The organism is Chryseolinea sp. H1M3-3, from assembly GCF_029360725.1.
Lineage (GTDB): Bacteria > Bacteroidota > Bacteroidia > Cytophagales > Cyclobacteriaceae > Chryseolinea.
In genome coordinates, this window is sequence record NZ_JARKMY010000018.1 from 107,461 (window position 1) to 131,845 (window position 24,385).

Sequence of the window (24,385 nt, forward strand, 5' to 3'; positions counted from 1 at the left end):
CCCAGGTCTGGCATATTTATCATTGTAAAAAAGATTGACGCCATTCTAAAAATACAAATACAGAAGCCATTATAGGTACGCCTCAGCTTAAACTTTCTTGAAGCGCCGGCGAACGAAGTGCAATGAAAAGTATCAGCGCGCGATGCAAAATATAGAGCTGCGTTTTACAGGTTAAAACCGAACCTATAACACGCAGCTCCTGTAACTCAATCTTTACACTGCAATTTCATTTTTTCGGCCATCGCCTTGCCCCATTGTGGCGCAAAGGGGTTATCTGATTTGAATGTAGTAAATTTTTGTAGCGCTGATTCATTTGTTGCGCAAGCTTCCTTTGTGGATGATCCAAAAAACTGAGCGGTTCCATACTCCATTTGGGCCATCAATGCCAATGCGCGGGGATTTTCGCTATCTATTGAAAGTGCTTGACTGAAATTTTGCATTGCAAGGCTTGAGTATTGCTGACCTCTAGACGCCGGATCCACTGATAACCGGATCATGTGTACAAATCCTTCCAAAGCGGTTATCTCGACATCTTTTGCTTTTATCTTCTTAGCTGCCTCGATAGCCTTCAAAGCCTGGTCAAGATAAAGATCTTTCTTTGAAGCCGATTGCTCGACATTCGCCAACATAATATATCCGAACCCAGCATAGTAGTAAGGCTCCCATTTTATTTTTTCCGTAGCTCCAATTCTTTCAAACGAATTCACAGCCGACTGCAACTCCGATATGGATTGAGAGCTATAAACCGTCTGAATATTTTTAGCCATAGCTTCGGCGTACTTATTGTCAACGATAAACGATGGGTTCATGAAACTAAACCACGCTTGCAGGAGGAAGAAGATAGATAATGTTTTCATAGTTTTGTTTGTTTAATGTTTTAATTGTTTTGTTATTATTCGTTACAATTCAGGTAGTTGGTTTACTGACTTGTCCTTTGAGAGTGTTATAAAAATTCCGAGGAAAAGAAAGCGAGGTGCAGGTTGCCGGATGGCCCGGCCGTTGAAGTGACCATCTTCACTTGGAACAGTGCTATACTCGTAACCAAAAATATTGTCTCTACCGAGAACATTGGTGCAAGAGAAATAAACAATGACTGTCGGAAAAGGCAAGTAACTCCAGTTAAAACTTAAATCTGCGTAATTCGGGGTTCGTAACGAGTTAAATCCAGAGACATTTGGGTCATTGTATGGCCTCCCAGATGTAAAGGAATACGTAAATCCCAATTGGCTTTTAATCTTCTGTACAAAATATTTTGCAACAATAGATGCATTGTGTTTTGATGCAAACCCTGGAGTTGCGCGGGATGGAAAATCCAGGTAATAACGTTTTGTATCGAGGTATGAGTAAGTTATCCAATAATCCAGGTTATTGACAGATCCATTGTCGCGCCAAAATAGTTCTATTCCTTTTGCGTCGCCACCTCCGAGATTGCTTAAGTTTGTCGGATCCCCATCCAAAAACTTGATTAACTGCGTATACTTTTTATAATAGGTTTCAATCCTGAACGTCTTGTTGTTTTTTATATGTTGATAATTAAGAATATAATGAGTTGCTCGCTCGGGATTAAGCGTATGATCCTGCATTAAATGTTCGTTCCGGGGGCTTTGTCTGAATTTTCCATAGGCTATGGAGATTTGCCCACCAGAAACGATCTTATATGCCATGGAAAGGCGAGGATCAACGCTCAATTTTTGTAGCAGGTTGTTGTGCTCCATTCTGGCACCTGTGCGAACAACAAAACGATTACTTGCAAACACATCAGCCTCGGCAAAAATTGATGTAATGTACTCTTCAAAACCAGCGACGATGGCTTGGGGTGTTTTCGGATCGACGGATTGGTTAAAGGATCTTGCAATAATCTCTGCACCTGTTTTTAATTCAACATGATCAGAAAGTGAGCCTTCCAATACGGTCTTGAGATGAAGTCCCTTTTCTACCTCATCAAAAGTTTCGGTTTCAGTTTGTCTCTTGTTTTGAAGATATGTGTATGAAAATCCTCCTCTAACAGACCATGCGGTGTTCAAAGCATTTTTGTAAAAGCCATTCAGGTATCGGTAATTATTCGTTAAATCAAAAAGCTCTTTTTCAGCGTTGTCATCGATATCATGATTATACAATGAGAAATTTGAGTGATTGAAATTTCCATAAAATTTCAATACACCACTCTTCCCAACGGTATGTCTGAATGCAGAACTTCCTTCCAATGAAACCGGGGCATTTTTCCAATCAATTTCCTGACGAATCATTCCTACATACGGCCTAAGATTCGTGTATTGAATTTTTCCTGCGAGCGAGCCCCGATCCCAAGATTGAGTATGCCCTACGTCTCCACCCACAGAAAGAATCCCGAAATCTGTCCGAGTTCGTTCGGATTTATCTTTCGAATCCAAGACCAGAGCAGAAGACAATGCCTGGCCGTATTCTGATGAATAGCCGCCAGTGCTGAAACTCATGCCTTTAAACATAAACGGAAGAAATCTTCCTCTTGACGGGGTATTGGGTGCCGCAGGTCCGTAGGCGTCAAGCACCACCAAACCATCAATGAAGGTGCGCGTTTCGTTTCCGTCTCCACCCCGCACAAATAACCTTCCGCTCTCTCCAACTTTTTGGGTTCCCGGAAGTGTGTTAAGCGCGCCAGCTATATCCGCAGTTGCCCCAGCCGTTGTAGCGATGTCAAGTGCGCGGAAAATTGTACGCCTGGATTCATCACTTGCAGTAAAACCGCCAGCAGTTATTGTCACTGCTTGCAATTCATTAATTTCTTCTTCAAGAATAATTTCAAGTTGAAAATCCTGGTCAGCAATCGTGACGTTTTGTCGATAGGGTTTAAAACCCACAAACGTCGCATGCAAGGTTCTCACGCCTTTTTCGGTGGTTAAAAATTCGAACCTCCCTTGATCATCTGTGCTTGTACCATCATAGGTATCAACCAGAAAAACATTTACGCCGGGCAAAGCTTCCCTGTCAGCATTTAAAATTACCCCCGTTAATTTCACCTGGCCATATGCCTGAACACACAGCAGTACAAAAACGAACAATGACGCTTTCATCTTTAAATTCTTTGGTCTTATCACGATAAAGGTGGGCTACAAAGCTTTCGTTTCTAAAAATGAGTTACTGAAGTGTTCAGGCGACTGGATGAGTTGTCGAAAACCCACACGCTAATTTTTGCAGAAGGCACTGAATCCTGAAAAAAAGATGCATTAGATTGTTATTTTTGCAGGCTTATTTGACGAAGCATCAATTAAATAATCCAATATGGCCGAATACAGTAAAGAGGAGATCAAGCGTATTGAAGACAAGTGGAGAAATGAATGGCAGCGACGTGGCGTTTATCGGGTTGAAAATCAATCCAATAAACCGAAATTCTATGTCCTGGACATGTTCCCATATCCCTCTGGCGCAGGGCTCCACGTCGGCCATCCGCTCGGCTATATTGCATCTGATATTGTTGCCCGCTTTAAAAGATTGAAGGGTTATAACGTGCTTCACCCGATGGGCTTTGATGCCTTTGGCCTGCCTGCCGAGCAATATGCTATTGACAAGGGAATTCATCCTGCAGTATCAACGGCACAAAATATTCACAATTTCAAAAATCAACTTTCTAAAATCGGATTCAGCTACGATTGGAGCAGAGAGGTTCAAACTTGTGATCCGAAATACTATAAATGGACCCAATGGATCTTTCTTCAAATTTTTGACAGCTGGTTCAATAGAAAAAAATCCAAAGCCGAACGCATCAGCGAATTGATTAAGATCTTTGAAAGTGAAGGAAATGCAAACCATCCCTTTCCGAATCCAAAGTATCTGGTTGCGGATTCAAATAAAGAAACCTTCACTTCGAGTGAGTGGAAAGGGTTCGACGAAAAATCGAAGCAGGAAATTTTAATGCAATACCGGTTGGCCTATCTGGCGTACACCGATGTAAACTGGTGTGAGGCATTGGGTACTGTGTTAGCCAACGATGAAGTTATCAACGGCGTCAGTTATCGTGGCGGGTTCCCTGTGATAAGGAAACAAATGCGTCAATGGAGTCTTCGCATTACCGAATATGCAGAACGTTTATTGAGTGGCCTGGATGAAGTAGATTTCAGTGATTCGATGAAAGAAATTCAGCGCAACTGGATTGGCAAAAGCGTGGGCGCAAGGATCGCATTTGAGGTTAAATCCGAAAAAGGTGGAAGTAAAAATCTTATTGTGTTCACGACGCGTCCGGACACAATCTTTGGTGTTGATTTCATGGTGCTTGCACCCGAGCATGAATTGGTCAAAGAAATCACCAGTCAGAGTCAAGCCGGCGAAATCGAAAAATATTTGAAGTATGTTGAAAGCCGGTCGGAGATCGACCGTATGGCAGAAGTCAAAAAAATAACGGGAGCGTTCACTGGCGCTTATGCTGTTAATCCTTTTAACGGTAGACAAATTCCTGTCTGGATCAGTGAATATGTGCTGGCTGGTTATGGAACTGGAGCAATCATGGCCGTTCCTTGTGGCGATGAGCGTGATCATAAGTTTGCCAAGCATTTCAATTTACCCATCACCAACATTATTGGTCGTCACTACAATGGGGAAGAAGCAAATCCTACGAAAGACGCTGTCCTGGAAAATTCAGATTTCTTGAACGGAATTGTCATGCACAAAGCCATAGATGTTGTGGTAGCAAAACTGGAGGAGAGCGGAATTGGTAAACGCCAGGTGAACTACAAGATGCGCGATGCTGGCTGGAGTCGCCAGCGTTATTGGGGTGAACCTTTCCCAATCGTATATCACGACGACATACCGTACCCAATGAAAGAAAGCGAACTGCCGTTAGAACTTCCAGAATCAAATAACTTCAAATCTTCAGGGACAGGCGAAGGACCTTTAGCAAATCTGAAAGACTGGGTTTCCTTTGAGCCGGGAAAAAGGCGAGATACCAACACCATGCCTACACACGCTGGCGCTGCGTGGTATTTTCTACGTTATGCCGATCCACAAAACGATAAAGAATTTGCTGGTAAAAAAGCATTGGATTACTGGAACCAAGTGGATGTGTACATTGGCGGTTCAGAACATGCAGTCGCTCACTTATTATACTCCAGGTTATGGGTGAAAATTTTACATGACCTGGGTTATCTGAACTTTGATGAACCATTTAAGAAACTAATTAATCAGGGAAAGATCACTGGTGATTCACGATTTGTTTATCGCATTCGCGGAACCAATAAATTCGTATCGGCAGGTTTGAAAAATGAATATGAAACGGACCCGCTGCATGTCGATGTGACCATGGTTACCGGGTTGGAATTAGACACAGCGGTATTCAAGCATTGGAAACCTGATTTTAACAATGCTGAGTTTATTTTAGAAAACGGAAAATACATCTGTGGCGCTGCGATTGAAAAGATGAGCAAATCATATTTCAACGTCGTAAATCCGGATGACATCGTGGAAAACTACGGTGCGGATACACTACGGATGTACGAAATGTTTCTGGGGCCTTTGGAAGTCTCCAAACCCTGGAATACCAATGGCATCGATGGTGTGTTTAAGTTTTTAAGAAGGATCTGGAATCTCTTTCACAATCAACAAGGAGATTTTGTTGTGTCTGAAGATAAACCCACACCAGCTGAACTGAAAGTCCTTCATAAAGCTTTAAAAAAAGTTGAATATGACATCGAGCATTTTTCATTCAACACTACCGTGAGTGAATTTATGATTTGCAGCAATGAACTTAGTTCGATGAAGTGCAACAAACGCGCGATATTAGAGCCACTGATCATTGCGCTTGCTCCGTATGCACCGCACATCACGGAAGAGCTTTGGGAAAAACTTGGCTATACCGACACAATCTTTAACGCTGCTTTCCCTCAGTACAAAGAAGAATATTTAACCGAGAGTTCTTTTGAATACCCGATTTCCATCAATGGTAAGGTGAGAGCGAAAATGAACTTTGCACTCGATATGCCAAAGGAAGATGTTGAAAAACTGGTAATAGCTTCTGAGGTAGTTCAAAAATGGACCGAGGGAAAGCCGCCAAAGAAGGTTATTGTTGTGCCCGGAAGAATTGTAAATGTCGTTGTATAAGACTGACTGAAATAAGTCCAATATGGACCGAAAGTTGCGTGACGTAAGTCTGACAAGCTCGTTTTTGTAACCTTGAATATCTTTTTCCTGTTTTTTTAAAAATGGAAGAAATCCGCATACATAACATTCATTACCTTAGCAATCTTTTGAACTTTTTATCATGCTGAATTCTAAAATTGTCGGGCTAGGACATCATGTCCCTGAAAAGGTAATCACCAATGAATACCTGTCTACAAAAATGGATACAAACAATGCATGGATCATTGAACGCACAGGTATTGAACAGCGCCGGTGGATGGATCCTGCGAAAGACACCGTTGCAAATATGGCTGCGAAAGCGACAAGAATGGCGTTGGAGCGCGCAAAGCTTACAGAGAAGGATATCGATTTTATTGTTTTTGCCACCATTACGCCTGACTACTTTTTTCCGGGCTCCGGTGTATTGCTGCAGCGGGAGTTAGGTCTCGACGGATCTATCGCAGCGCTTGACATTCGGAACGCCTGTTCAGGTTTCATCTATGCTTTGTCGGTGGCCGACCAGTTTATAAAAACAGGAAAGTATAAAACGGTGCTTGTGATCGGGGCTGAGATCCAATCCACCGCGTTGGATGTAACAACACGCGGAAGAAATACCGCAGTTATTTTTGGCGATGGCGCAGGCGCTGCACTGCTTCAGGCAACAGATAAACCTGGCATACTATCCACCCATCTGCATTCGGATGGCCGTTTTGCAGAAGAGCTTTATGTAAAAGATCCGGGCAGTAGCAGGCCCCAGGAAGAAAGACAACCTGAACAAATTCTGGACACTTCAACTTACAAAGTTGTGATGAATGGAAACCAAGTGTTTAAACATGCAGTGGTCCGGTTTATGGAAGTTATACAGGAAGCCCTCGATGCCAACGCACTTAAAACCGAGGACATTTCCCTGCTCGTCCCCCATCAAGCCAATCTCAGAATCAGTCAGTATATTCAGGAAAAGCTTGGCCTGTCCAACGCACAGGTTTATAATAACATTATGCGGTATGGAAATACGACTGCAGCCTCGATACCCATTGCATTAAGTGAAGCATGGGCTGAAGGTAAAATCAAAGAAAATGATTTAATTTGTTTAGCCGCCTTTGGCAGCGGGTTCACCTGGGCCTCTGCGTTAATCCGGTGGTGATTATATAGTTTAAAGTTCTATCGGGTAAAAATGCGTGCAACTCGAAACTTCAAACGCAAACCTGTAACCTTTAACCAATGAAGACCCCATCTTACAACCCGAGCACATTAGAAGTCCATTTTGCAAATGCACTGTCCACGCTTCAGAAAGAATTAGAAAAACATATCGAGAATAATAAAATTATCCACGTTGAAAGCCATGTAAAGCGCGATAATCCGATGGTAAGATTTAGCCTGCTTGATGATGATGGTGACCCTCATGAAATCGTTGTGCGCATCATTCAGGTGCCCGACAAATTTTAAGCGGTAGATTTATTCAAATGGTATTCATCCAACTGGTATTTTTAATACTTTCGTTCAATACCTAATCCTAAACCAACCTACTATTCATGTCTTTACTCCTGATATTTGTTTCCATTGCTGTTCTGGTTCTGCTCATTACGTATTTTAAGATCAACGCGTTCCTCGCATTTCTAATAGTCTCGATACTTGCCGGATTATTGTTAGGAATTCCTGCCCCGCAAATTATTGGCTCTGTACAAAAAGGCATGGGCGACATGCTCGGATCCCTGATTATTGTGGTAGTAGCTGGTGCTATGCTTGGCAAACTCGCCGCTGAGAGTGGTGCAGCGCAACGCATTGCGGCTGGCATGATGAAACTTTTTGGTGCAAGTCAGATTCATTGGGCATTGCTGATCACAGGATTTATAATAGGCATACCGTTATTTTATAACGTAGGCTTTGTTTTGGTTATCCCTTTAATATTTTCTGTTGCTCAAAGATATAACTTGCCTGTCGTTTACATTGGCGTTCCAATGATGGCAGCACTTTCCGTGACGCACGGATTCTTACCTCCCCACCCCTCGCCCACGGCATTGGTAGCACAATTTCACGCTGACATGGGCACAACTTTGTTCTATGGAATCCTCATCGGTTTTCCAACCTCGATTCTCGCCGGGCCCGTTTTTGCGAAAGCCGTCAGAAATATCAAGGCTCCCATGCTTTCAACATTTAAGTCGGTCGATCTGCCAGAGTCTCAACTGCCGGGTTTGGGTGTTAGTATATTTTCCTCCTTATTACCTGTATTGCTACTCGCGATCACGACACTGGTAACCATGGCCACCATCGAAAATGATGTATTGAAAACCGTGATTGCGTTTTTCAGTGATCCTGCAATCGTTATGCTTATTTCCCTTGCCGTTGCAACGTATATGCTAGGGCTTAGGATGGGAATGAAAATGAAACGCATCATGGACATTTATGTGGAGGCTGTTAAAGATATTACCATACTGCTCCTCATCATGGGTGGTGCCGGATCACTGAAACAAATTCTGATGGACAGTGGTGTGAGTGCAGAAATCGCTACGCTATTAAATGGACTGGATGTACATCCATTGATTTTGGGGTGGACCATCGCGTGTGTGATTCGTGTATGCGTCGGCTCAGCTACAGTAGCGGGTTTAACAGCGGCTGGAATTGTTCTTCCTTTATTAGATCAGCCAGGTGTAAATCCAAATTTGATGGTACTCGCGGTAGGCGCAGGAAGCTTGATGTTTTCCCACGTAAATGACTCCGGTTTTTGGCTGTTCAAAGAATATTTTAATCTTAGTATTAAAGATACGATACGATCGTGGTCGTTGATGGAAACGATCGTGGCTATTGCCGGCATTATTGGTGTAATGATCCTCGATGCTTTTGTTTAGTCGTATCACTAAAAATTTAATTTATGCAGATTACACCTGACCAACAATTTGAAAAATTAGGACTAAAGCTTCCACCTGCTCCAACGCCAAAGGGTGTCTACAAACCATTTTTGATTGTAGGTAACTTCGCGTACGTATCTGGCCATGGTACAACCAAGGAAGATGGCTCATTAATTATCGGACGTATCGGAAAAGATCTTACCATTGAGGAAGGGAAACTTGCTGCGCGTCAGGTGGGCCTGGCAATTCTGGCAACCTTAAAGCAAAACCTTGGAAGTCTCAATAAAATCAAACGAGTGATTAAAGTATTGGGAATGGTGAACTGCGTATCAGAATTTGAAAGGCATCCATTTGTGATCAATGGTTGCAGTGAATTGTTCGCATCGGTATGGGGTGAAGAAAACGGAATCGGTGTGAGAAGCGCTGTAGGGATGGGATCGCTTCCTGATAATATTCCAGTAGAAATAGAAGCCATGTTTGAACTACGGAACCCCTCATGACACTCTAAGCACTTTAAGCATAGACGGGACGCACAAACACATCCTGTAAAAAAAGTAAACCATTGTGCCTCCATTGCGGATCGTCTTTTCGTACTTTGCATGAACCTTTTAAGCAGAAGTTTTATGACAAAGGAAAGGTGGTATGAAATTCATAATTGTGATATACTGGATACCCCAGCTGTAGTAGTTTATCTAGATCGGGTCAAAAAAAACATCCACACACTTATTGAGAGCATTGATGATGTGAACAGGCTTCGACCACATGTCAAGACACACAAGTCGCCCGAAGTAAGCACGTTGATGATGGAAGCAGGAATAAAAAAATTCAAATGCGCGACCATCGCAGAAGCTGAAATGTTAGCACTCATTGAAGCACCGGATGTACTCTTGGCCTACCAACCGGTGGGACCAAAAGGAAAACGTCTTGTCAGCCTGATTGAAAAATATCCGAACACGAAGTTCTCGTGCCTCATCGACAATGAAAATTCAGCATCAGAACTTTCGGAAACTTTTTTACAAAAAGGACGGACAGCAGACGTATATATCGATCTTAACGTAGGCATGAACAGGACTGGAATTGTTCCTGAGCACGCCTTCTCACTTTATGTTCACTGCAAAAAACTAAAAGGAATACGTATCATTGGCCTTCATGCTTACGACGGCCACATTCGTGACAAAGATTTTAACATTCGATCTAAACGTTGTGATGAAGCTTTCTCCAAAGTAGTAGAAGTACAACAAAAAATATTCTCCGCAGACCAACTTAAGTTAACGATTATTGCAGGTGGCTCACCCACCTTTTCAATTCATTCTAAAAGAAAAGAAATTGAGTGCTCACCAGGGACATTTGTGTATTGGGATAAAGGTTATGAACAGCTGCTCGCTGAACAACACTTCCTGCCTGCAGCATTGGTCGTAACACGCGTGGTATCAAAACCGTCTCCTAGTGTGATCTGCATAGATCTGGGACATAAAGCAATTGCGTCTGAAAACGTATTGCCGGAACGTGTTTCATTTTTAAACGCGCCGCATCTCAAACCCATCGGTCACAGCGAAGAACACATGGTGCTTAGCGTTGAGGAAGGAAACGACCTTCAGGTAGGAGATATTTTATACGGATTGCCATACCACGTTTGCCCTACTGTTGCCCTACACGATCAGTCGGGCGTTGTTGAAAACCACTTGGTGGTGAAATATTGGGAGACCTTATCAAGGAACAGAAGCATCACCATTTAAGTAGACGCTGATCTATCTCGTAATGTTCACACCATTCATAACTCACGTGACTTCACTTCTTTGAAACTCCACTATGCACTGTGGAGTTTTTTAATAAATTACATAACAATTGCCACCAATAGACTTTAGTGGTAAGAACAAACGAATGATTTGCAAACTCAAGTGCCGACTGCTGTAAGCCAGCCGCCGATTAACAATATTTACCGCCCATGGACCCTAGATTATCCAGCCTTCAGGCCACAGAACAACACGCTCAGGAAATTATATCAAGGTTAAGTTCACTGAAAGAGGAAATTAAAAAAGTAATCATTGGTCAGGATGAAGCCGTTGATCAATTATTAATCACGTTTCTTGCGGGAGGGCATGCTTTGCTGGAAGGTGTACCAGGATTGGCAAAAACGTTAATGATCAGAACACTGGCGGAAGCAATTGAGTTAAAGTTTCGAAGAATTCAGTTTACGCCGGACCTTATGCCTTCTGATATCATTGGCACTGAAATTTTGGAAGAAGATCACTCAACAGGCAAACGCTTTTTTAAATTTAACAAGGGTCCTGTTTTTTCTAACATCATTCTTGCGGATGAAATCAATCGCACTTCCCCCAAAACACAGGCTGCCTTGCTGGAAGCCATGCAAGAATTTTCTGTTACCTATGCAGGCATAACCTATCCGTTGGATAAGCCCTTTTTCATTCTTGCCACGCAGAATCCCATCGAACAAGCCGGTACTTTTCCATTACCAGAGGCACAACTCGACCGATTCTTACTGTATATTAAAATAGACTATCCTTCCGTCGAAGAAGAACGGATGATACTGGAAACTACCACAGGTAAGAAAACCATTGTCATTGAAAAAGTAATTGATGGTGCCCAGATTCAAGAGGCGCAACGCCTCGTCAGGGAAGTTCACATCAGTCATGATCTGATTGATTTCGTTAATACTATTGTCCGGAAAACAAGGCCGGGTCATGATTCCGCATTTGTTAACGAATGGGTTCGCTGGGGAGCAGGTCCGCGCGCTGGCCAGGCAATGATATTAACGGCAAAAGCAAGAGCCCTGCTACATGGCAATTTTGCAGTAACACGCGATGACATTCGCAAGGTCGCGTTTCCAGTTTTAAGGCATCGGGTATTGATGAATTTTAAAGCGGAAGCTGAAGGTGTAACAGCCGATCAAGTGACTGAAAGGCTTTTAGAAGCTAAATAATGTTTGTTGATGTCCTCAACTGTATAGCTAGGCGATGATCAAATGAACACGCAAATCAAAGACTTGCTAAAACCGGAAATCCTGAACTCAGTAAGCGGGATGGAACTGATTGCACGCATCATTGTTGAGGGATTTATGAGTGGTAGCAATAAAAGCCAAGCTATTGGTACAGGACAGGAATTTAGTCAGTACAGGAGTTACGAACCGGGCGATGATTTGCGTCAACTGGATTGGAAAATGTATGCACGTTCCGAACGATATTATATCAAGCAGGCAGAGATCGAAACCAACATCACCGTGAAGTTTATGATCGATGCGAGCCACTCCATGTCGTATTCGGAAGATGATCTTAGCAAATTACAATATGCAAAAGTGCTAACAGCGGCGCTTGCCTATTTAGCCAGGAAACAAAGCGACACTTTTGGACTTTTTACAGTCAACGAAATGAAAATACATGTCGTTGAACCAAGATTCGAACAACAACAGTTTATCCGTTTTCTCAATGAGTTAATCCAGGTGAGTGCCGAAGGAAACTGGAATACAAAAGGTAATGAGCTTGAGCGATTATTTAATCATCATGGGAAGGAGATGATCATTTTTATTACTGATTTATATGATGATGATAACGACCTCCTGCAATTCATTTCCCGGCTGAAAACCCGGCGCAATGAGGTCATCGTATTTCACATTATGGGCGAGCATGAAATGAAATTAGACTTTGCGGGATCGTTTACCTTTCAAGACCTCGAAACTAAAACTATAAGGAAAGTTGACACCGGCCAGCAACGAGAGCGTTATGTGAAGCGTGTTGATAACTGGATAAAACGGTCGCGGGTGTGGATGTTGGAGAAACAGATTAGTTATCGGTTGATATTATTAAGCGATCCCTTCGAAAAATCATTGCGAGACTTTTTAAGTGTTCGTAAATTAATGATCCGTTAATGCAATTTCTAAATCCGATATGGCTGTGGGGGCTCACTGGATTGGTAGTTCCGATTGGCATTCACTTGCTCAGTCGAAAGGAAGGAAAAACAATTAAGGTTGGAAGCATTAGGTATCTTGAAGATACAGCAACCAGTCAATTTAAAAGCATGCGCCTGAATGAATATCTTTTACTGGCGTTGCGTTGCCTACTGGTTGGCATAATAGTTTTTGTTCTAAGCGAATTTAATCTTAAAGGAATTGATGAAAAAAGAAATTGGCTCGTCCTGGAACCCGGTTTGGAAGAGGCTCAAGAATTTTCCGCTGTGATCGATAGCTTAAAACAAAACGGTTTTCAAATCAAGTTTCTATCACCCGGCTTTCCCAATATCGGAGATAGTGTTTCGCCTCAAAAAAAAATTAATTACTGGAACTTGGTGCAGCAATTAGAGCAAAAGTCTCTGAAACAAGTTGTAATCATTGCACATAACTACATCGAGGGTTTTAAAGGCAAACGGCCCTCGCTACCGGGAAATATGCAATGGATTTCAAAACAGCCTGCACCTAACGAATTCAACATACTAGCAATTCAAACACCTCGCGATTCGGTTTTTCTCCGGACGGGTAATAGCAATAGTGTTCAGACTTCTTTTCACACGACGCATATTAATGCAGCAACTTTTGAGCAACAAACGGACACTATATCCATTGAATCAGCCATAACGATTTCAATTACAATTTTTACCGATTCAACCTTTGCTTATGATACTAACATAATGCTTGCCGCGCTAAAAGCCATCGATAACAACAGCCCTTATAATATTTCGGTCAAAACTGTTTCATCAAATAATTACACAGCTGATTTAAAAAGTGACTGGGTAATTTTTTTGACAGAAAATGTTCCGTCTGACATCCTGCATAACAGTATTCTCGCTCGAAGCGCATCACATCTTGAGAACCGCGAACTGCTCAACCGAACCAGAGGCAACAAAGGCTACTTGAGATGGATTCTCACGCAGCGACTTAATGAGGAAGTTGCCTTGCAGGAAAATCTAACGGTACAACTAGCTTCAATTTTATTACCCGACGAGAAATACGCTCCCAAAGCCGCAGAAAATGACAAACGGATGTTGCCTGAAGAACTCATGTGGTCCGCGCAAGCAAAAGCAAGTCCGGATATCACCTTAAGTCATGAAACTGCAGCAAGTCAAAAATATCTCACTTTATTATTTTTGCTTTTGCTTTTGGTCGAACGATGGGTGTCTTTTAAACGAAATCAATGAGCACGCCAACACCTCCATATCATTTCCATCGAATGAAGCGCAGGTACCAATGGTTGAGAGGTATGGAAGTACTGCTATGGTCGTTAGCAGGTGGTTTGTTGACTTATGTTGTACTGAAATTATTTCCTATACCCATTTGGTTACCCCGCGTGAGTGGAGTACTCGTGATCTGCACGATCGCCATTGACTTTAGTCGGCGAATACATCTATACCGTATTCGCGACAACGATCTTGCCGTATACCTTAACCGCCATTATCCCTTATTACAAGAAAGTGCAGATCTGTTGTTAATAGACGATGAAGAATTGTCGTCCCTTCAACAATTGCAGAAAATAAAAACGATTCAACGATTTGAAAATCTTTATCCCGAGATTAAACTTCCACACTATATTGGCCGAGCCGCCGGTGTATTTGCCTTATGTATTCTCCTAGGTGTAGCCCTTACCGCTCTCACACGAAAGAATCAAATAACGGAACCAACCTCCGGAGTATCAGCTCAACAAGCTAACATCGATAAAAAGAAGTTGCCTGTTTCTATTCGAAGCGCTACGATCTTGATTGCGCCACCATCGTACACCGGAATTGCCAAAACGACCAGTTCGGATTTTAACTTACAGATTCCAGAAGGCTCCTTAGTCGAATGGAAAATATCTTTTTCAACAAACGTTATTGAACCTCAAATCATTTTATCAGCAAAAGACACTTTGGAAATCCCCCAGAATCTTGGCGATTACAAAATCATGCGCTCATTCAATACGTCTGGGTTTTATCAATTAACCTGGATGAATCCGGATTCCTCCATTCAATCGACGGATTATTTCAAAATAGAAATCATTAAAGATCAAGCGCCATCCATTGTTGTTCAAAATTTAGGTCAATTCCTCGAGTTGGATGTGAACGATAATCCGAACATTCATTTGAATGCCACCTTAACAGATGATTATGGACTGCAACAGACAAGCATTGTCGCGACCGTAAGTAAAGGTTCAGGTGAAGCAATTAAATTCAGAGAAGAAAAGTTGACTTTCGATAAACCAAAAAACATTGCAGGAAAAGAAATTCAGGCTACACGATTAATCGACCTGACAAAAATGGGCATTCAACCAGGCGATGAGTTATATTTTTACATTGAAGTCCAAGATACAAAAACCCCTTCGCCCAATCGTTCGCGGACTGACACCTACTTCATTGCACTTAAGGATACCTCAACCGTTGAGACTTCTTTTGACGCAGGACTTGGCGTGGATCTTATGCCTGAGTATTTTAGAAGTCAGCGACAGATCATTATTGACAGCGAGAAATTATTAAAAGAAAAGAAAACTTTAGCAAAGAAAATTTTTAACGAACGCAGCAATTCACTCGCACACGATCAGAAAATTTTGCGACTGCGATATGGAGAATTTTTAGGAGAGGAATTTGAATCCAGCATTGGCCCACAATCAGTAATCGAAGATCATGAAAGTGATGATCAAGATATTGAGAAAAAATTTGGTCATGCCCATGATACGGAAAACGAGCACAATCTTATAGAAGAAAAAAAACATGCTCATGATCAGAAAGAATCCGATCAAGCTAGAAAACAAGATCCTTCTAAAGAGTATGTACATGCTCACGACAGCGACGAAGAAGCGACCTTTCTTACGCAATCCATCCGGGCAAAATTAAAAGCAGCGATCACAATCATGTGGGATGCCGAGTTATACCTGCGCTTGTATCAGCCGGAAAAATCATTGCCATTTCAGTATAAGGCACTTAAACTTTTAAAGGAGATCAGCCAGGATTCGCGCATTTATGTCCACCGCACTGGCTTCGATCCACCACCATTAAAAGAAGAAAAGCGACTGACGGCAAATCTGTCAGAAATTCAAACTTCGACCATTACCGTCCACTCAAAAAAGTCCGAAGAATATTCGGCTATCCGCGCTGCTGTACTGGAAATTGAAAAAATATTAAAGGAAGATTCAATAATGATATCAGCGGATGCATCATCAACTTTCAAAAAAGCCGGGCATGAATTGGCCGCCATTGAACTAATCCAACCTGGTGGCTATTTGGAAACGTTGTCCTTGTTAAAAAAGTTATCAACTGGTGAGATTAAAAATGTTAAGACACGAGACGCGTTGTTACAAATCAGAAAATCGTTATGGCAAGTGCTGCCTCAGAAGACAATGTCTCCCCAAGCTCCCACCGGCGTAACTCACGCATTGGATCTTGAATTTTTAAAAAACCTGGAAGCGTCGAAACAAAACCATTAGCATGAGCTTCGATCCTGTACTTCCTTTATGGCTGATTATACTTATTGGAATATCCCTTACCCTTCTATTTCTGTGGCAGGAAAATAAGAAGACACATCGATTCAAGGGCCTTCGAATGGTTTCGGTTTTGATCATGATAGCAGCATTTACTTTAATCCTGTTAAAGCCACTACATCAAAAAGAAAAGTCCTCCAACATCATATTGCTTACTAAGGGTTATTCTAAAAAACAAGTCGATAGTGTTCTTCTTAACAAAGTCGATTTCTCTTTAATGCACTTAAAAAATGTTCCACCTTATAATAATTCTACACCCCTTCTCTCTAACGATTTAAATCAACGCAGTAATGAAATTCAAACAGTAATTGGAGAGGGTATTCCCATCTGTGATTTGGATAAAATGGACAACAAACACTTTGAGTTTGTCTCCAACACGCTACCGGAAGGCATTGTTGAGTTATCAATTCCCAAACTGACCATTGCCAATAGAAAAAATACTATCAACGGAAAATTTAACAATAGTCAAGAAACCATCCGGCTTTATCTTTCCGGACCTGGAGGCAAAGAGGACTCATTGACTTTAAAAGGTAAGGGCCAACATAATTTTAAATTAACTTTTCTTCCTAAACAAAGCGGTGAATTTATTTACACGCTTGGGGTACAAGACAGTGTTGATCGCTACCAGGAAGATTTACCCATACATGTGTCGGAAGAACAAAAGTTAAAGATCCTATTCCTTCAACATTATCCTTCTTTCGAAACACAAACGCTCAAAAGTTTTTTAGCACGGAAGCATCACAGCATGGTACTGCGACACCAGGTTTCAAAAAATGATTTCCGATATGAATACATCAATCATGAACCGCTTTCATTGACTAAAATAACGGTTGAGGTACTGGATGATATGGACCTTGTTATTTCTGATTCAGAATCGCTATCTGTTTTATCCCCGTTAGAAAAACAAAACCTGGAGAACGCGATTCAATCTGGATTGGGACTGCTTAATTTATCTTACCAGGCGGGCAAAAGTTTAACTAATTTCTTTCCTTTTCAAACAATCTCCACTAAAAATGATACGGCAGCGATCCGTCTACACTCCAAGTCATTTAATTTTCCAATATCAAAATCGAGGGTAATTGAAAATTCATTGCTTATTCCTATTCAAAAAAATAAAAGTGGCGTTTTGTCGGGATATACCTTTGCAGGTGCCGGCAAAATAGGATTTCAATCGCTTCAGGAAACGTACACGATTTCCCTTGCGGGCGATTCAATTTCCTATAGTGAATTGTGGACACCTTTGATAGAGCGCATTTCACGATCCGTCGCCCAATCATCAAAGATCAAAATTGTACCTTCCTTCCCTTATTACGAAGACGAACCTATCGATCTCGAAGTCATATCTTTGTCCGAAAGCATTTCTATCAAGGCCGACGATGTTTCAATTCCATTAAAAGAAGATATGCTTATTGATAACGTGTGGCGTGGACGCACGTGGGCCGGGAAAAAGGGATGGCATAAATTCGAAACAAGTGATGGAAGTACTTTGCACTATTACGTTTCTGACACAAGTAATTGGAAATCGCTGGCGCTAGCGAATCAGCTTATGGAAAATGCGTTGGCTAACAGTTACGGGAAAACCGCCAAATCTGAAATTATTAAGGTGTGGGAACCTGTTCCGCCCTTGGCATTCTATTTATTATTTCTGTTTGCAGCGGCGTTTCTTTGGCTGGCTCCGAAATTATAGCGGAAGCTTTTTTACAAGCATCATCGTCACTAGACGTTCCCAATTACTTTTTTTCCTTTTTCGGGGTTGTCTCAATAACATGAACCAATTCATCATACCAAGCCTGCCCGTACTTTCTGATCAAAGGATCTTTTAAAAACTTGTATACAGGAACCTGCAATTCTTTACCCAAAGCACAAGCCGGTGAACAGATGTGCCACTTATGATAATTGACAGCTTCGAAGTTTTTCTTTTGTGTAATCCGGATCGGATACAAATGACATGAAATAGGTTTTTTCCAATCGATAACGCCGTCATTGTACGCAGCCTCGATACCACACTTTAGTATACCTTGTTTGTCGTATACAGCATACACACACTCTCTACCTCCAATCACCGGTGTACACAGATCGCCTTCGTCATCGACGGTGTGGGTGCCCTGCTTTTCGATTTCTTCGATGCCCCTTGCTGTGAGATACTTCTTTATTTTTGGATATATCTCTTCAAGAATTGCCAATTCATCCTCCAGCAATGGAGCACCAAAATCCCCTTCCACGCAACAGGCACCTTTGCATTTTTCAAGATTGCATACAAACTCTTTATCACGGATATCATCAGATACAAGAACTTCACCTACTTTAATCATGTTGCAAAGTTATAAGATAGGGACGATTTAAGAGGGCCTAAGTACGAATTTTATCCATTATGATGAAAAGCAATCACTCAAACATCTCTATTTGTAGTTGACCCTGAAGGTTAACGTCAGCTTGAATGGCTTTCGCGGAAAATTGCCGTGTGAAAAGGCCGATGTAATAAGCGGGAACTTCCATCAGCCGGGAATCCATTTTGTGAACTGATAATGCTGTGTTCAGCCCCATAACCAACATTCGATTCTGATACATCCTGACAATTCTTTTATAAAATTGGAGATTGTTTTGAACTCCCGCGATTCTTTCGAAGTTATTAATGCCTAGATACCGAAGTAATTTATCAGGATGTTCATGAAGGTAATGTTGATAATTTGACCTTTCATTTAACATAAAGGTGAAGGGCATCAAAATATTAAAACCAAGTGCGGCGAGCGAATCGATAATCGATAGAGGAATGTCAAACCCGAAAGGATCAACCAAACAAAATACAGCCACGTGGTGCCCTCTTTTCGGCCGTGAAATAACTCTTCTAAATTTGTCAGGGAGTTGCGACAACTCCGAATCAAGGATGAGAACATTTTTACGACGAAAATAGCGATCTACACGTCGCTCTAAGAGTTGTAACGATTCGGGATCACGTTCACAAAGAATCCATTGTGTAATGGGGAAATCAGAACAAAGCGACGCAAACGAGGAACCCGGGAAAATTTCTTTTTTGTATCCAACGGAGTACAAACCACTTCCCGTGAACAAATCAACAAAAACAATTTCATCCGCCTTGACGGAGACGTTCATGACAAAAGCTCGCAAATAACTCTGAATGACTTCAACTTTTACTTTAAACCATGGTTCGGTGGCCGTGACACTTAATCCATCGGAGAGAAAAATTGATTTATCATTCGGAGATTTTAAATTCAAATGTTTATGTTTAGCATGTTGATGATCAAAGTTACTTCGTGTTTTGCGTAGATAAAATTCTGAGAAGCACAATTTTAAAAATCCATAATTTTTTTTTGAAATATAGCGAGTACAAAAACAGTGCTCTAACTTGCGGCCACTTATGATGAATTATTTAGAGAGTTTGAATGAGCCTCAACAGGAGGCGGTGATGAATACGGATGGCCCTTGCATGCTCATCGCTGGCGCCGGATCAGGCAAAACAAGAGTGTTGACATATCGCATTGCGCACCTCATTAGTAAAGGAGTAGATCCTTTCAATATTATGGCACTCACGTTCACCAATAAAGCTGCCAAAGAAATGCGGGAGCGTATTGAAAAAGTCGTAGGTCATGATGCGCGCAATTTGTGGATGGGGACTTTTCACTCGGTATTTGCCCGCATACTCCGCGCCGAAGCCCACCATCTTCAGTATCCAAATAATTTTACCATTTACGACACTGATGATTCAAAAACCCTGATCAAAAACATTATTAAAGAATTAGGCCTTGACGATCAAGCATATAAACCAAGCACAGTCTATAACCGCATCTCAGCAGCAAAAAATAGTTTGATCAGCTGGCAGGATTATCTCGCCAATGCCGAATTGATGGGCGACGATGCCTCGAACCTTCGCCCGGAAGTTGGAAAGATCTATAAAACCTATGCCTTGCGTTGCTTCAAAGCAGGCGCAATGGATTTTGATGATTTATTGTTTAATACGGATAAGCTTTTCAAGGAACACCTGGAGGTACTTAACAAGTATCAACATCGTATCCAATACATCTTGGTGGATGAGTTTCAGGATACCAACCTTTGTCAGTACTTCATCATTCGCAAACTTGCTGCAGTAAGACAAAATATTTGCGTGGTGGGTGATGATGCTCAAAGCATCTATGCATTCCGTGGCGCAGACATCACAAACATTCTAAATTTCGAGCGTGATTATCCGGATCTGAAAGTTATCAAGCTGGAGCAAAATTATCGATCCACTCAAAACATTGTAAACGCAGCAAACTCGGTAATTAAAAAGAACCGGGCACAGCTTCCCAAAAATGTGTGGACTGCCAATGAACAAGGTTCGCTCATCGAACTTATTAAAGCGGTGTCTGACAACGAGGAGGGTAGATTAATTGCTACCTCGATCTTTCAGGAAAAAATGCAGCACCAGCTGAAGTTCAGTGATTTCGTGGTATTGTACAGAACCAACAGTCAGTCGCGTGCTATTGAAGAAGCGTTGCGCAGGATGAACATAAAATATAAGGTAGTCGGCGGTTTGTCCTTCTATCAGCGAAAGGAAATCAAAGACCTCCTCGCCTACATGCGTTATACGATGAACCGGCAGGATGAAGCTTCCTTCCGGAGGATCATCAACTTACCTAAACGTGGCATTGGCGACTCCACCATTGATAAAATTGTTGTCGCAGCTAATGATCATGATATTTCGATATGGGAAGTTTTGCAAAAAGCTGAATCTTTTATTGGCGGTAGAGCTGCCTCCCCCATCAGTGATTTTGTCGCGATGATCCGGCGGTTTGGAATTGAAGTTGAACGCCGGGATGCTTACGATGCGGCTTTCGAAATTGCGAAAGGTTCGGGGTTACTGCGGGAACTCTATGAAGATAAAACAGTGGAGGGACTGAGCCGCTACGAAAACGTGCAGGAATTGCTAAATGCGATTAAAGAATTTGTGGACGATCCAGAACGTCAGGAAAAAGGATTGGGCGCATTTCTGCAGGAAGTATCCTTGGTAACAGGTCAGGATGAAGATAAAGACAAAGATCCCGATAAGGTAACGCTGATGACCATTCACATGGCGAAGGGATTGGAATTCAGACATGTTTATATCGTGGGATTGGAAGAAGACTTGTTTCCTTCACAAATGATGCTGAGCAGTCGTGCGGATTTGGAAGAAGAAAGGCGATTGTTTTACGTGGCTATTACACGGGCTCAAAAGCGGCTTTTCTTGTCCTATGCCCTCACCCGTTATCGTTACGGTCGCCTGAAAAACTGCGAACCCAGCCGGTTTTTGGACGATATTGACCAATCGTTCATTAAAGTCAGCAGCAAGTTTGCAGGGCTGGAATCCGTACCTCCGAATAGCGAATACGCAAAAAGTTTGGTCACAGGAATTCGAAAGACGATTAGCTCAACTCCACCTCCAAAAGTTACTGCTTACAGAGCACCCACCGATTTTGTTCCCAGTGATACAGCATCTTTACAGGAGGGAATGAAGGTTGAACATCCCAAATTTGGATTCGGCATGGTGATGCAGATGGATTTTACGGGTGCTGACCGAAAAGCAAAGATAAAATTCGATGATTTTGGAGAGAAGACCTTATTGCTTAGCTTTGCTAAACTTAGAATCCATAATTGAGGTTAGGTACAAATTTTAGGTAGCAAGAAACTACTGTACTGCCCATCAAATCCAACAAGAGAAATCCACATAAAATGATAGGAGAATACAACTCACAACGTCCTGATATTATTCTAAAAGAATACGGACGTAACGTCCAGAAACTGGTTGAATACCTGCGTTCTATTGCAGACAAAGACAAAAGGACTGAACTTGCCTACACCCTTATTGAACTGATTAAACAATTAACACCCAGCATAAAAGATCAGCCCGATAATCCTCAAAGATTATGGGACGATCTATACATCATCGCTGACTTTAACCTGGATGTCAACAGCCCCTATCCAATGCCGGAGCGGGAAATCATCTTTAAAAAGCCAATGAAGATGATGTATCCAAAAAATGATGTGCGTTTCAAGCACTATGGAAAGAATATTGAAAAGCTGGTGAAGGAGGCCTTGAAAAAAGACGATCCGCAAGAGCGGGAAGAGTCAATAATCTACCTCGGCAAACTCATGAAAACGTTCTACGGCAACTGGAATAAGGAAACGCTGGATGATTCTGTGATCTTAAGAGATATCCAGGCTATGTCTGGTGGGGCATTGAACATGACCATTGAAAAGGTTAGAGAAGATAATCTCTTCGAAAAACTTTACAAGGAGCGCAAAAAAACTCGTCCTCAGGGAAATGGCGGCGGTGGTGGCGGTCAGCAACGTCATCAAGGTGGAGGTGGACATCGTCCTTTTAACAAAGGTAAAGGTGGCGGAAACTTTAGAAGGCGGAGAGATCAATAATAAAGTGAGCTGCGGCCTTCAAGCCGTTTGTAAGCTCAAATCGCAGTACTCGCGCTTGCAGCAGTTAGTTAATTCATAAAATAATAAATAGCCTGTCCACTGGTTACGAGCTAAAAGCACAAATCTTTAGCTCGCAGCGCATAAGGCTCGCAGCTAATTCACCATGAGTATTTTTAAGATTCGGGGAGGAAAAAAACTAAAAGGAGAAATCATCCCGCAAGGTGCGAAAAATGAAGCCCTGCAAATTTTGAGCGCGACGCTTTTATCCGCAGAACCTGTTACGGTTCACAATGTCCCCAACATTGTCGATGTCAATAAATTAATTGAGTTAATCGGTGCGATAGGCAGTAAAGTGGAAAAGCTTGGACCCGAATCCTACAGGTTTACGGCCGCCAATATCAATATTAAATATTTAGAGACTGAAGAATACCGGAAAAAAGCCGCTGCCCTCAGGGGTTCCGTTATGTTGCTCGGGCCCATTCTGGCACGTTTTGGAAAAGCTACGATGCCGAAACCGGGTGGAGATAAAATTGGCAGGCGGCGATTAGATACACATTTTCTTGGGTTTCAAAAGCTGGGCGCTAAATTCAACTTTGACTCTGAAGAGCATCTTTTTACCATCGATGCTTCTGAGTTAAAAGGTTGTTACATGTTACTGGATGAAGCGTCCGTAACCGGAACGGCAAACATTGTGATGGCTGCGGTACTGGCGAAAGGTACTACGACGATTTACTACGCCGCTTGTGAACCTTACCTGCAACAGCTTTGCCTCATGCTAAATCGTATGGGTGCAAAAATCAGTGGCATTGGCTCAAACCTTTTAACTATTGAAGGCGTCGATAAACTTGGTGGAACGGACCATACCCTTCTTCCCGATATGATTGAGATCGGAAGCTTTATCGGTTTAGCTGCCATGACGCAATCTGAAATCACCATTAAGAATTGCCGCATTGATATGTTGGGTATTATACCCGATACATTTAAAAGACTGGGCATTAAGATGGAGTTTAGAGGCGATGATATTTTTATTCCTTCGCAAGATCTGTATGAACTGGAGACGTTCATCGATGGATCTATTCTTACGATCTCCGATGCACCCTGGCCTGGATTTACGCCAGACTTAATCAGTATCGTCTTGGTCGTTGCCACACAAGCAAAAGGAAGTGTACTCATCCATCAGAAAATGTTTGAGAGCCGTTTGTTCTTTGTCGACAAACTAATTGACATGGGTGCTCAAATAATCCTTTGTGATCCGCACCGCGCAAATGTCATTGGACTGGAAAGAAAACAGCAACTAAAAGGCATTAAGATGTCTTCCCCGGATATTCGTGCAGGGGTAGCGTTGTTGATTGCAGCGTTGTCTGCCAGCGGCACCAGCGAAATTTCCAACATCGATCAAATCGACAGAGGTTATCAAAACATCGATGCCAGGTTAAAAGCTTTAGGTGCGGATATTCAGCGCGTGATTTAAATATTCTTTCAAATTATTCTAATGTTAATTCCTAAAAATTCCTAAGATTTTGGAATTGTTAAAGGGTTGTAGCTGCCGGTAACAAATAATTGTTTCCAGCAATTGACGACCTGTGTTAGCTGTACACT

General features: G+C 42.0%; 18 protein-coding genes. 14 read left to right on the forward strand and 4 right to left on the reverse strand.

Going from position 1 to position 24,385, the window contains the following annotated elements; translation table 11 throughout:
* Positions 1-206 precede the first annotated feature (206 nt).
* Both P2W71_RS24495 and P2W71_RS24500 read right to left on the reverse strand, forming a co-directional pair.
* Positions 207-857, reverse strand: coding sequence for a hypothetical protein (locus tag P2W71_RS24495; RefSeq protein ID WP_276374051.1), 651 nt, complete (start codon positions 855-857; stop codon positions 207-209).
* Between the two features lie 42 nt (positions 858-899).
* Positions 900-3,050, reverse strand: a complete 2,151-nt coding sequence (locus P2W71_RS24500) for a carboxypeptidase-like regulatory domain-containing protein (RefSeq protein WP_276374052.1) — start codon at positions 3,048-3,050, stop codon at positions 900-902.
* A gap of 208 nt (positions 3,051-3,258) precedes the next feature.
* Here P2W71_RS24500 and leuS point away from each other — a divergent pair, with 208 nt between their 5' ends.
* From leuS to P2W71_RS24555, 11 genes are all read left to right on the forward strand, one after another.
* Entirely contained in the window at positions 3,259-6,066 is a 2,808-nt protein-coding gene (gene leuS / locus P2W71_RS24505; RefSeq protein ID WP_276374053.1) for a leucine--tRNA ligase, read from the forward strand.
* Positions 6,067-6,226: 160 nt separating this feature from the next.
* Positions 6,227-7,228, forward strand: a complete 1,002-nt coding sequence (locus P2W71_RS24510; protein WP_276374054.1) for a beta-ketoacyl-ACP synthase III — start codon at positions 6,227-6,229, stop codon at positions 7,226-7,228.
* A gap of 77 nt (positions 7,229-7,305) precedes the next feature.
* Complete coding sequence (locus P2W71_RS24515) at positions 7,306-7,530, forward strand: hypothetical protein (protein ID WP_276374055.1); 225 nt, start codon at positions 7,306-7,308, stop codon at positions 7,528-7,530.
* Between the two features lie 86 nt (positions 7,531-7,616).
* Positions 7,617-8,930, forward strand: a complete 1,314-nt coding sequence (locus tag P2W71_RS24520) for a gluconate:H+ symporter (RefSeq protein WP_276374056.1) — start codon at positions 7,617-7,619, stop codon at positions 8,928-8,930.
* 23 nt (positions 8,931-8,953) lie between these two features.
* On the forward strand, positions 8,954-9,430 hold the full coding sequence (locus P2W71_RS24525; protein WP_276374057.1) for a RidA family protein: 477 nt from the start codon (positions 8,954-8,956) through the stop codon (positions 9,428-9,430).
* Positions 9,431-9,553: 123 nt separating this feature from the next.
* Positions 9,554-10,666: a D-TA family PLP-dependent enzyme gene (locus P2W71_RS24530; RefSeq protein WP_276374058.1), complete on the forward strand. Its 1,113-nt coding sequence runs from the start codon at positions 9,554-9,556 to the stop codon at positions 10,664-10,666.
* A gap of 209 nt (positions 10,667-10,875) precedes the next feature.
* Positions 10,876-11,871, forward strand: a complete 996-nt coding sequence (locus tag P2W71_RS24535; protein ID WP_276374059.1) for a MoxR family ATPase — start codon at positions 10,876-10,878, stop codon at positions 11,869-11,871.
* 42 nt (positions 11,872-11,913) lie between these two features.
* Positions 11,914-12,813 carry a DUF58 domain-containing protein gene (locus P2W71_RS24540; protein WP_276374060.1) on the forward strand — a complete coding sequence of 300 codons (900 nt, stop codon included), beginning with the start codon at positions 11,914-11,916 and terminating at the stop codon, positions 12,811-12,813.
* Positions 12,813-14,075, forward strand: coding sequence for a BatA domain-containing protein (locus tag P2W71_RS24545; protein ID WP_276374061.1), 1,263 nt, complete (start codon positions 12,813-12,815; stop codon positions 14,073-14,075). Before P2W71_RS24540 ends, P2W71_RS24545 begins: the two co-directional genes overlap by 1 nt.
* Positions 14,072-16,330 carry a hypothetical protein gene (locus P2W71_RS24550; RefSeq protein WP_276374062.1) on the forward strand — a complete coding sequence of 753 codons (2,259 nt, stop codon included), beginning with the start codon at positions 14,072-14,074 and terminating at the stop codon, positions 16,328-16,330. The genes P2W71_RS24545 and P2W71_RS24550 overlap by 4 nt, the downstream gene beginning before the upstream one ends.
* A gap of 1 nt (position 16,331) precedes the next feature.
* Complete coding sequence (locus P2W71_RS24555; RefSeq protein ID WP_276374063.1) at positions 16,332-18,071, forward strand: hypothetical protein; 1,740 nt, start codon at positions 16,332-16,334, stop codon at positions 18,069-18,071.
* A gap of 43 nt (positions 18,072-18,114) precedes the next feature.
* Here the strand turns inward: P2W71_RS24555 and P2W71_RS24560 are convergent, their stop codons facing one another.
* Together P2W71_RS24560 and tcmP are read right to left on the reverse strand one after the other, a co-directional pair.
* Entirely contained in the window at positions 18,115-18,696 is a 582-nt protein-coding gene (locus tag P2W71_RS24560; RefSeq protein ID WP_276374064.1) for a DUF3109 family protein, read from the reverse strand.
* Between the two features lie 73 nt (positions 18,697-18,769).
* Entirely contained in the window at positions 18,770-19,618 is an 849-nt protein-coding gene (tcmP, locus tag P2W71_RS24565) for a three-Cys-motif partner protein TcmP (RefSeq protein ID WP_276374065.1), read from the reverse strand.
* Positions 19,619-19,763: 145 nt separating this feature from the next.
* Here tcmP and P2W71_RS24570 point away from each other — a divergent pair, with 145 nt between their 5' ends.
* The 3 genes from P2W71_RS24570 to murA all read left to right on the forward strand — a co-directional run bounded on the left by P2W71_RS24570 (position 19,764) and on the right by murA (position 24,257).
* Positions 19,764-22,013 (forward strand): UvrD-helicase domain-containing protein, encoded by a 2,250-nt coding sequence (locus P2W71_RS24570; protein WP_276374650.1) that lies wholly within the window; start codon positions 19,764-19,766, stop codon positions 22,011-22,013.
* Positions 22,014-22,087: 74 nt separating this feature from the next.
* Positions 22,088-22,786: a DUF4290 domain-containing protein gene (locus P2W71_RS24575; protein WP_276374066.1), complete on the forward strand. Its 699-nt coding sequence runs from the start codon at positions 22,088-22,090 to the stop codon at positions 22,784-22,786.
* Positions 22,787-22,949: 163 nt separating this feature from the next.
* Positions 22,950-24,257: a UDP-N-acetylglucosamine 1-carboxyvinyltransferase gene (gene murA / locus P2W71_RS24580; RefSeq protein ID WP_276374067.1), complete on the forward strand. Its 1,308-nt coding sequence runs from the start codon at positions 22,950-22,952 to the stop codon at positions 24,255-24,257.
* Positions 24,258-24,385: the final 128 nt, after the last annotated feature.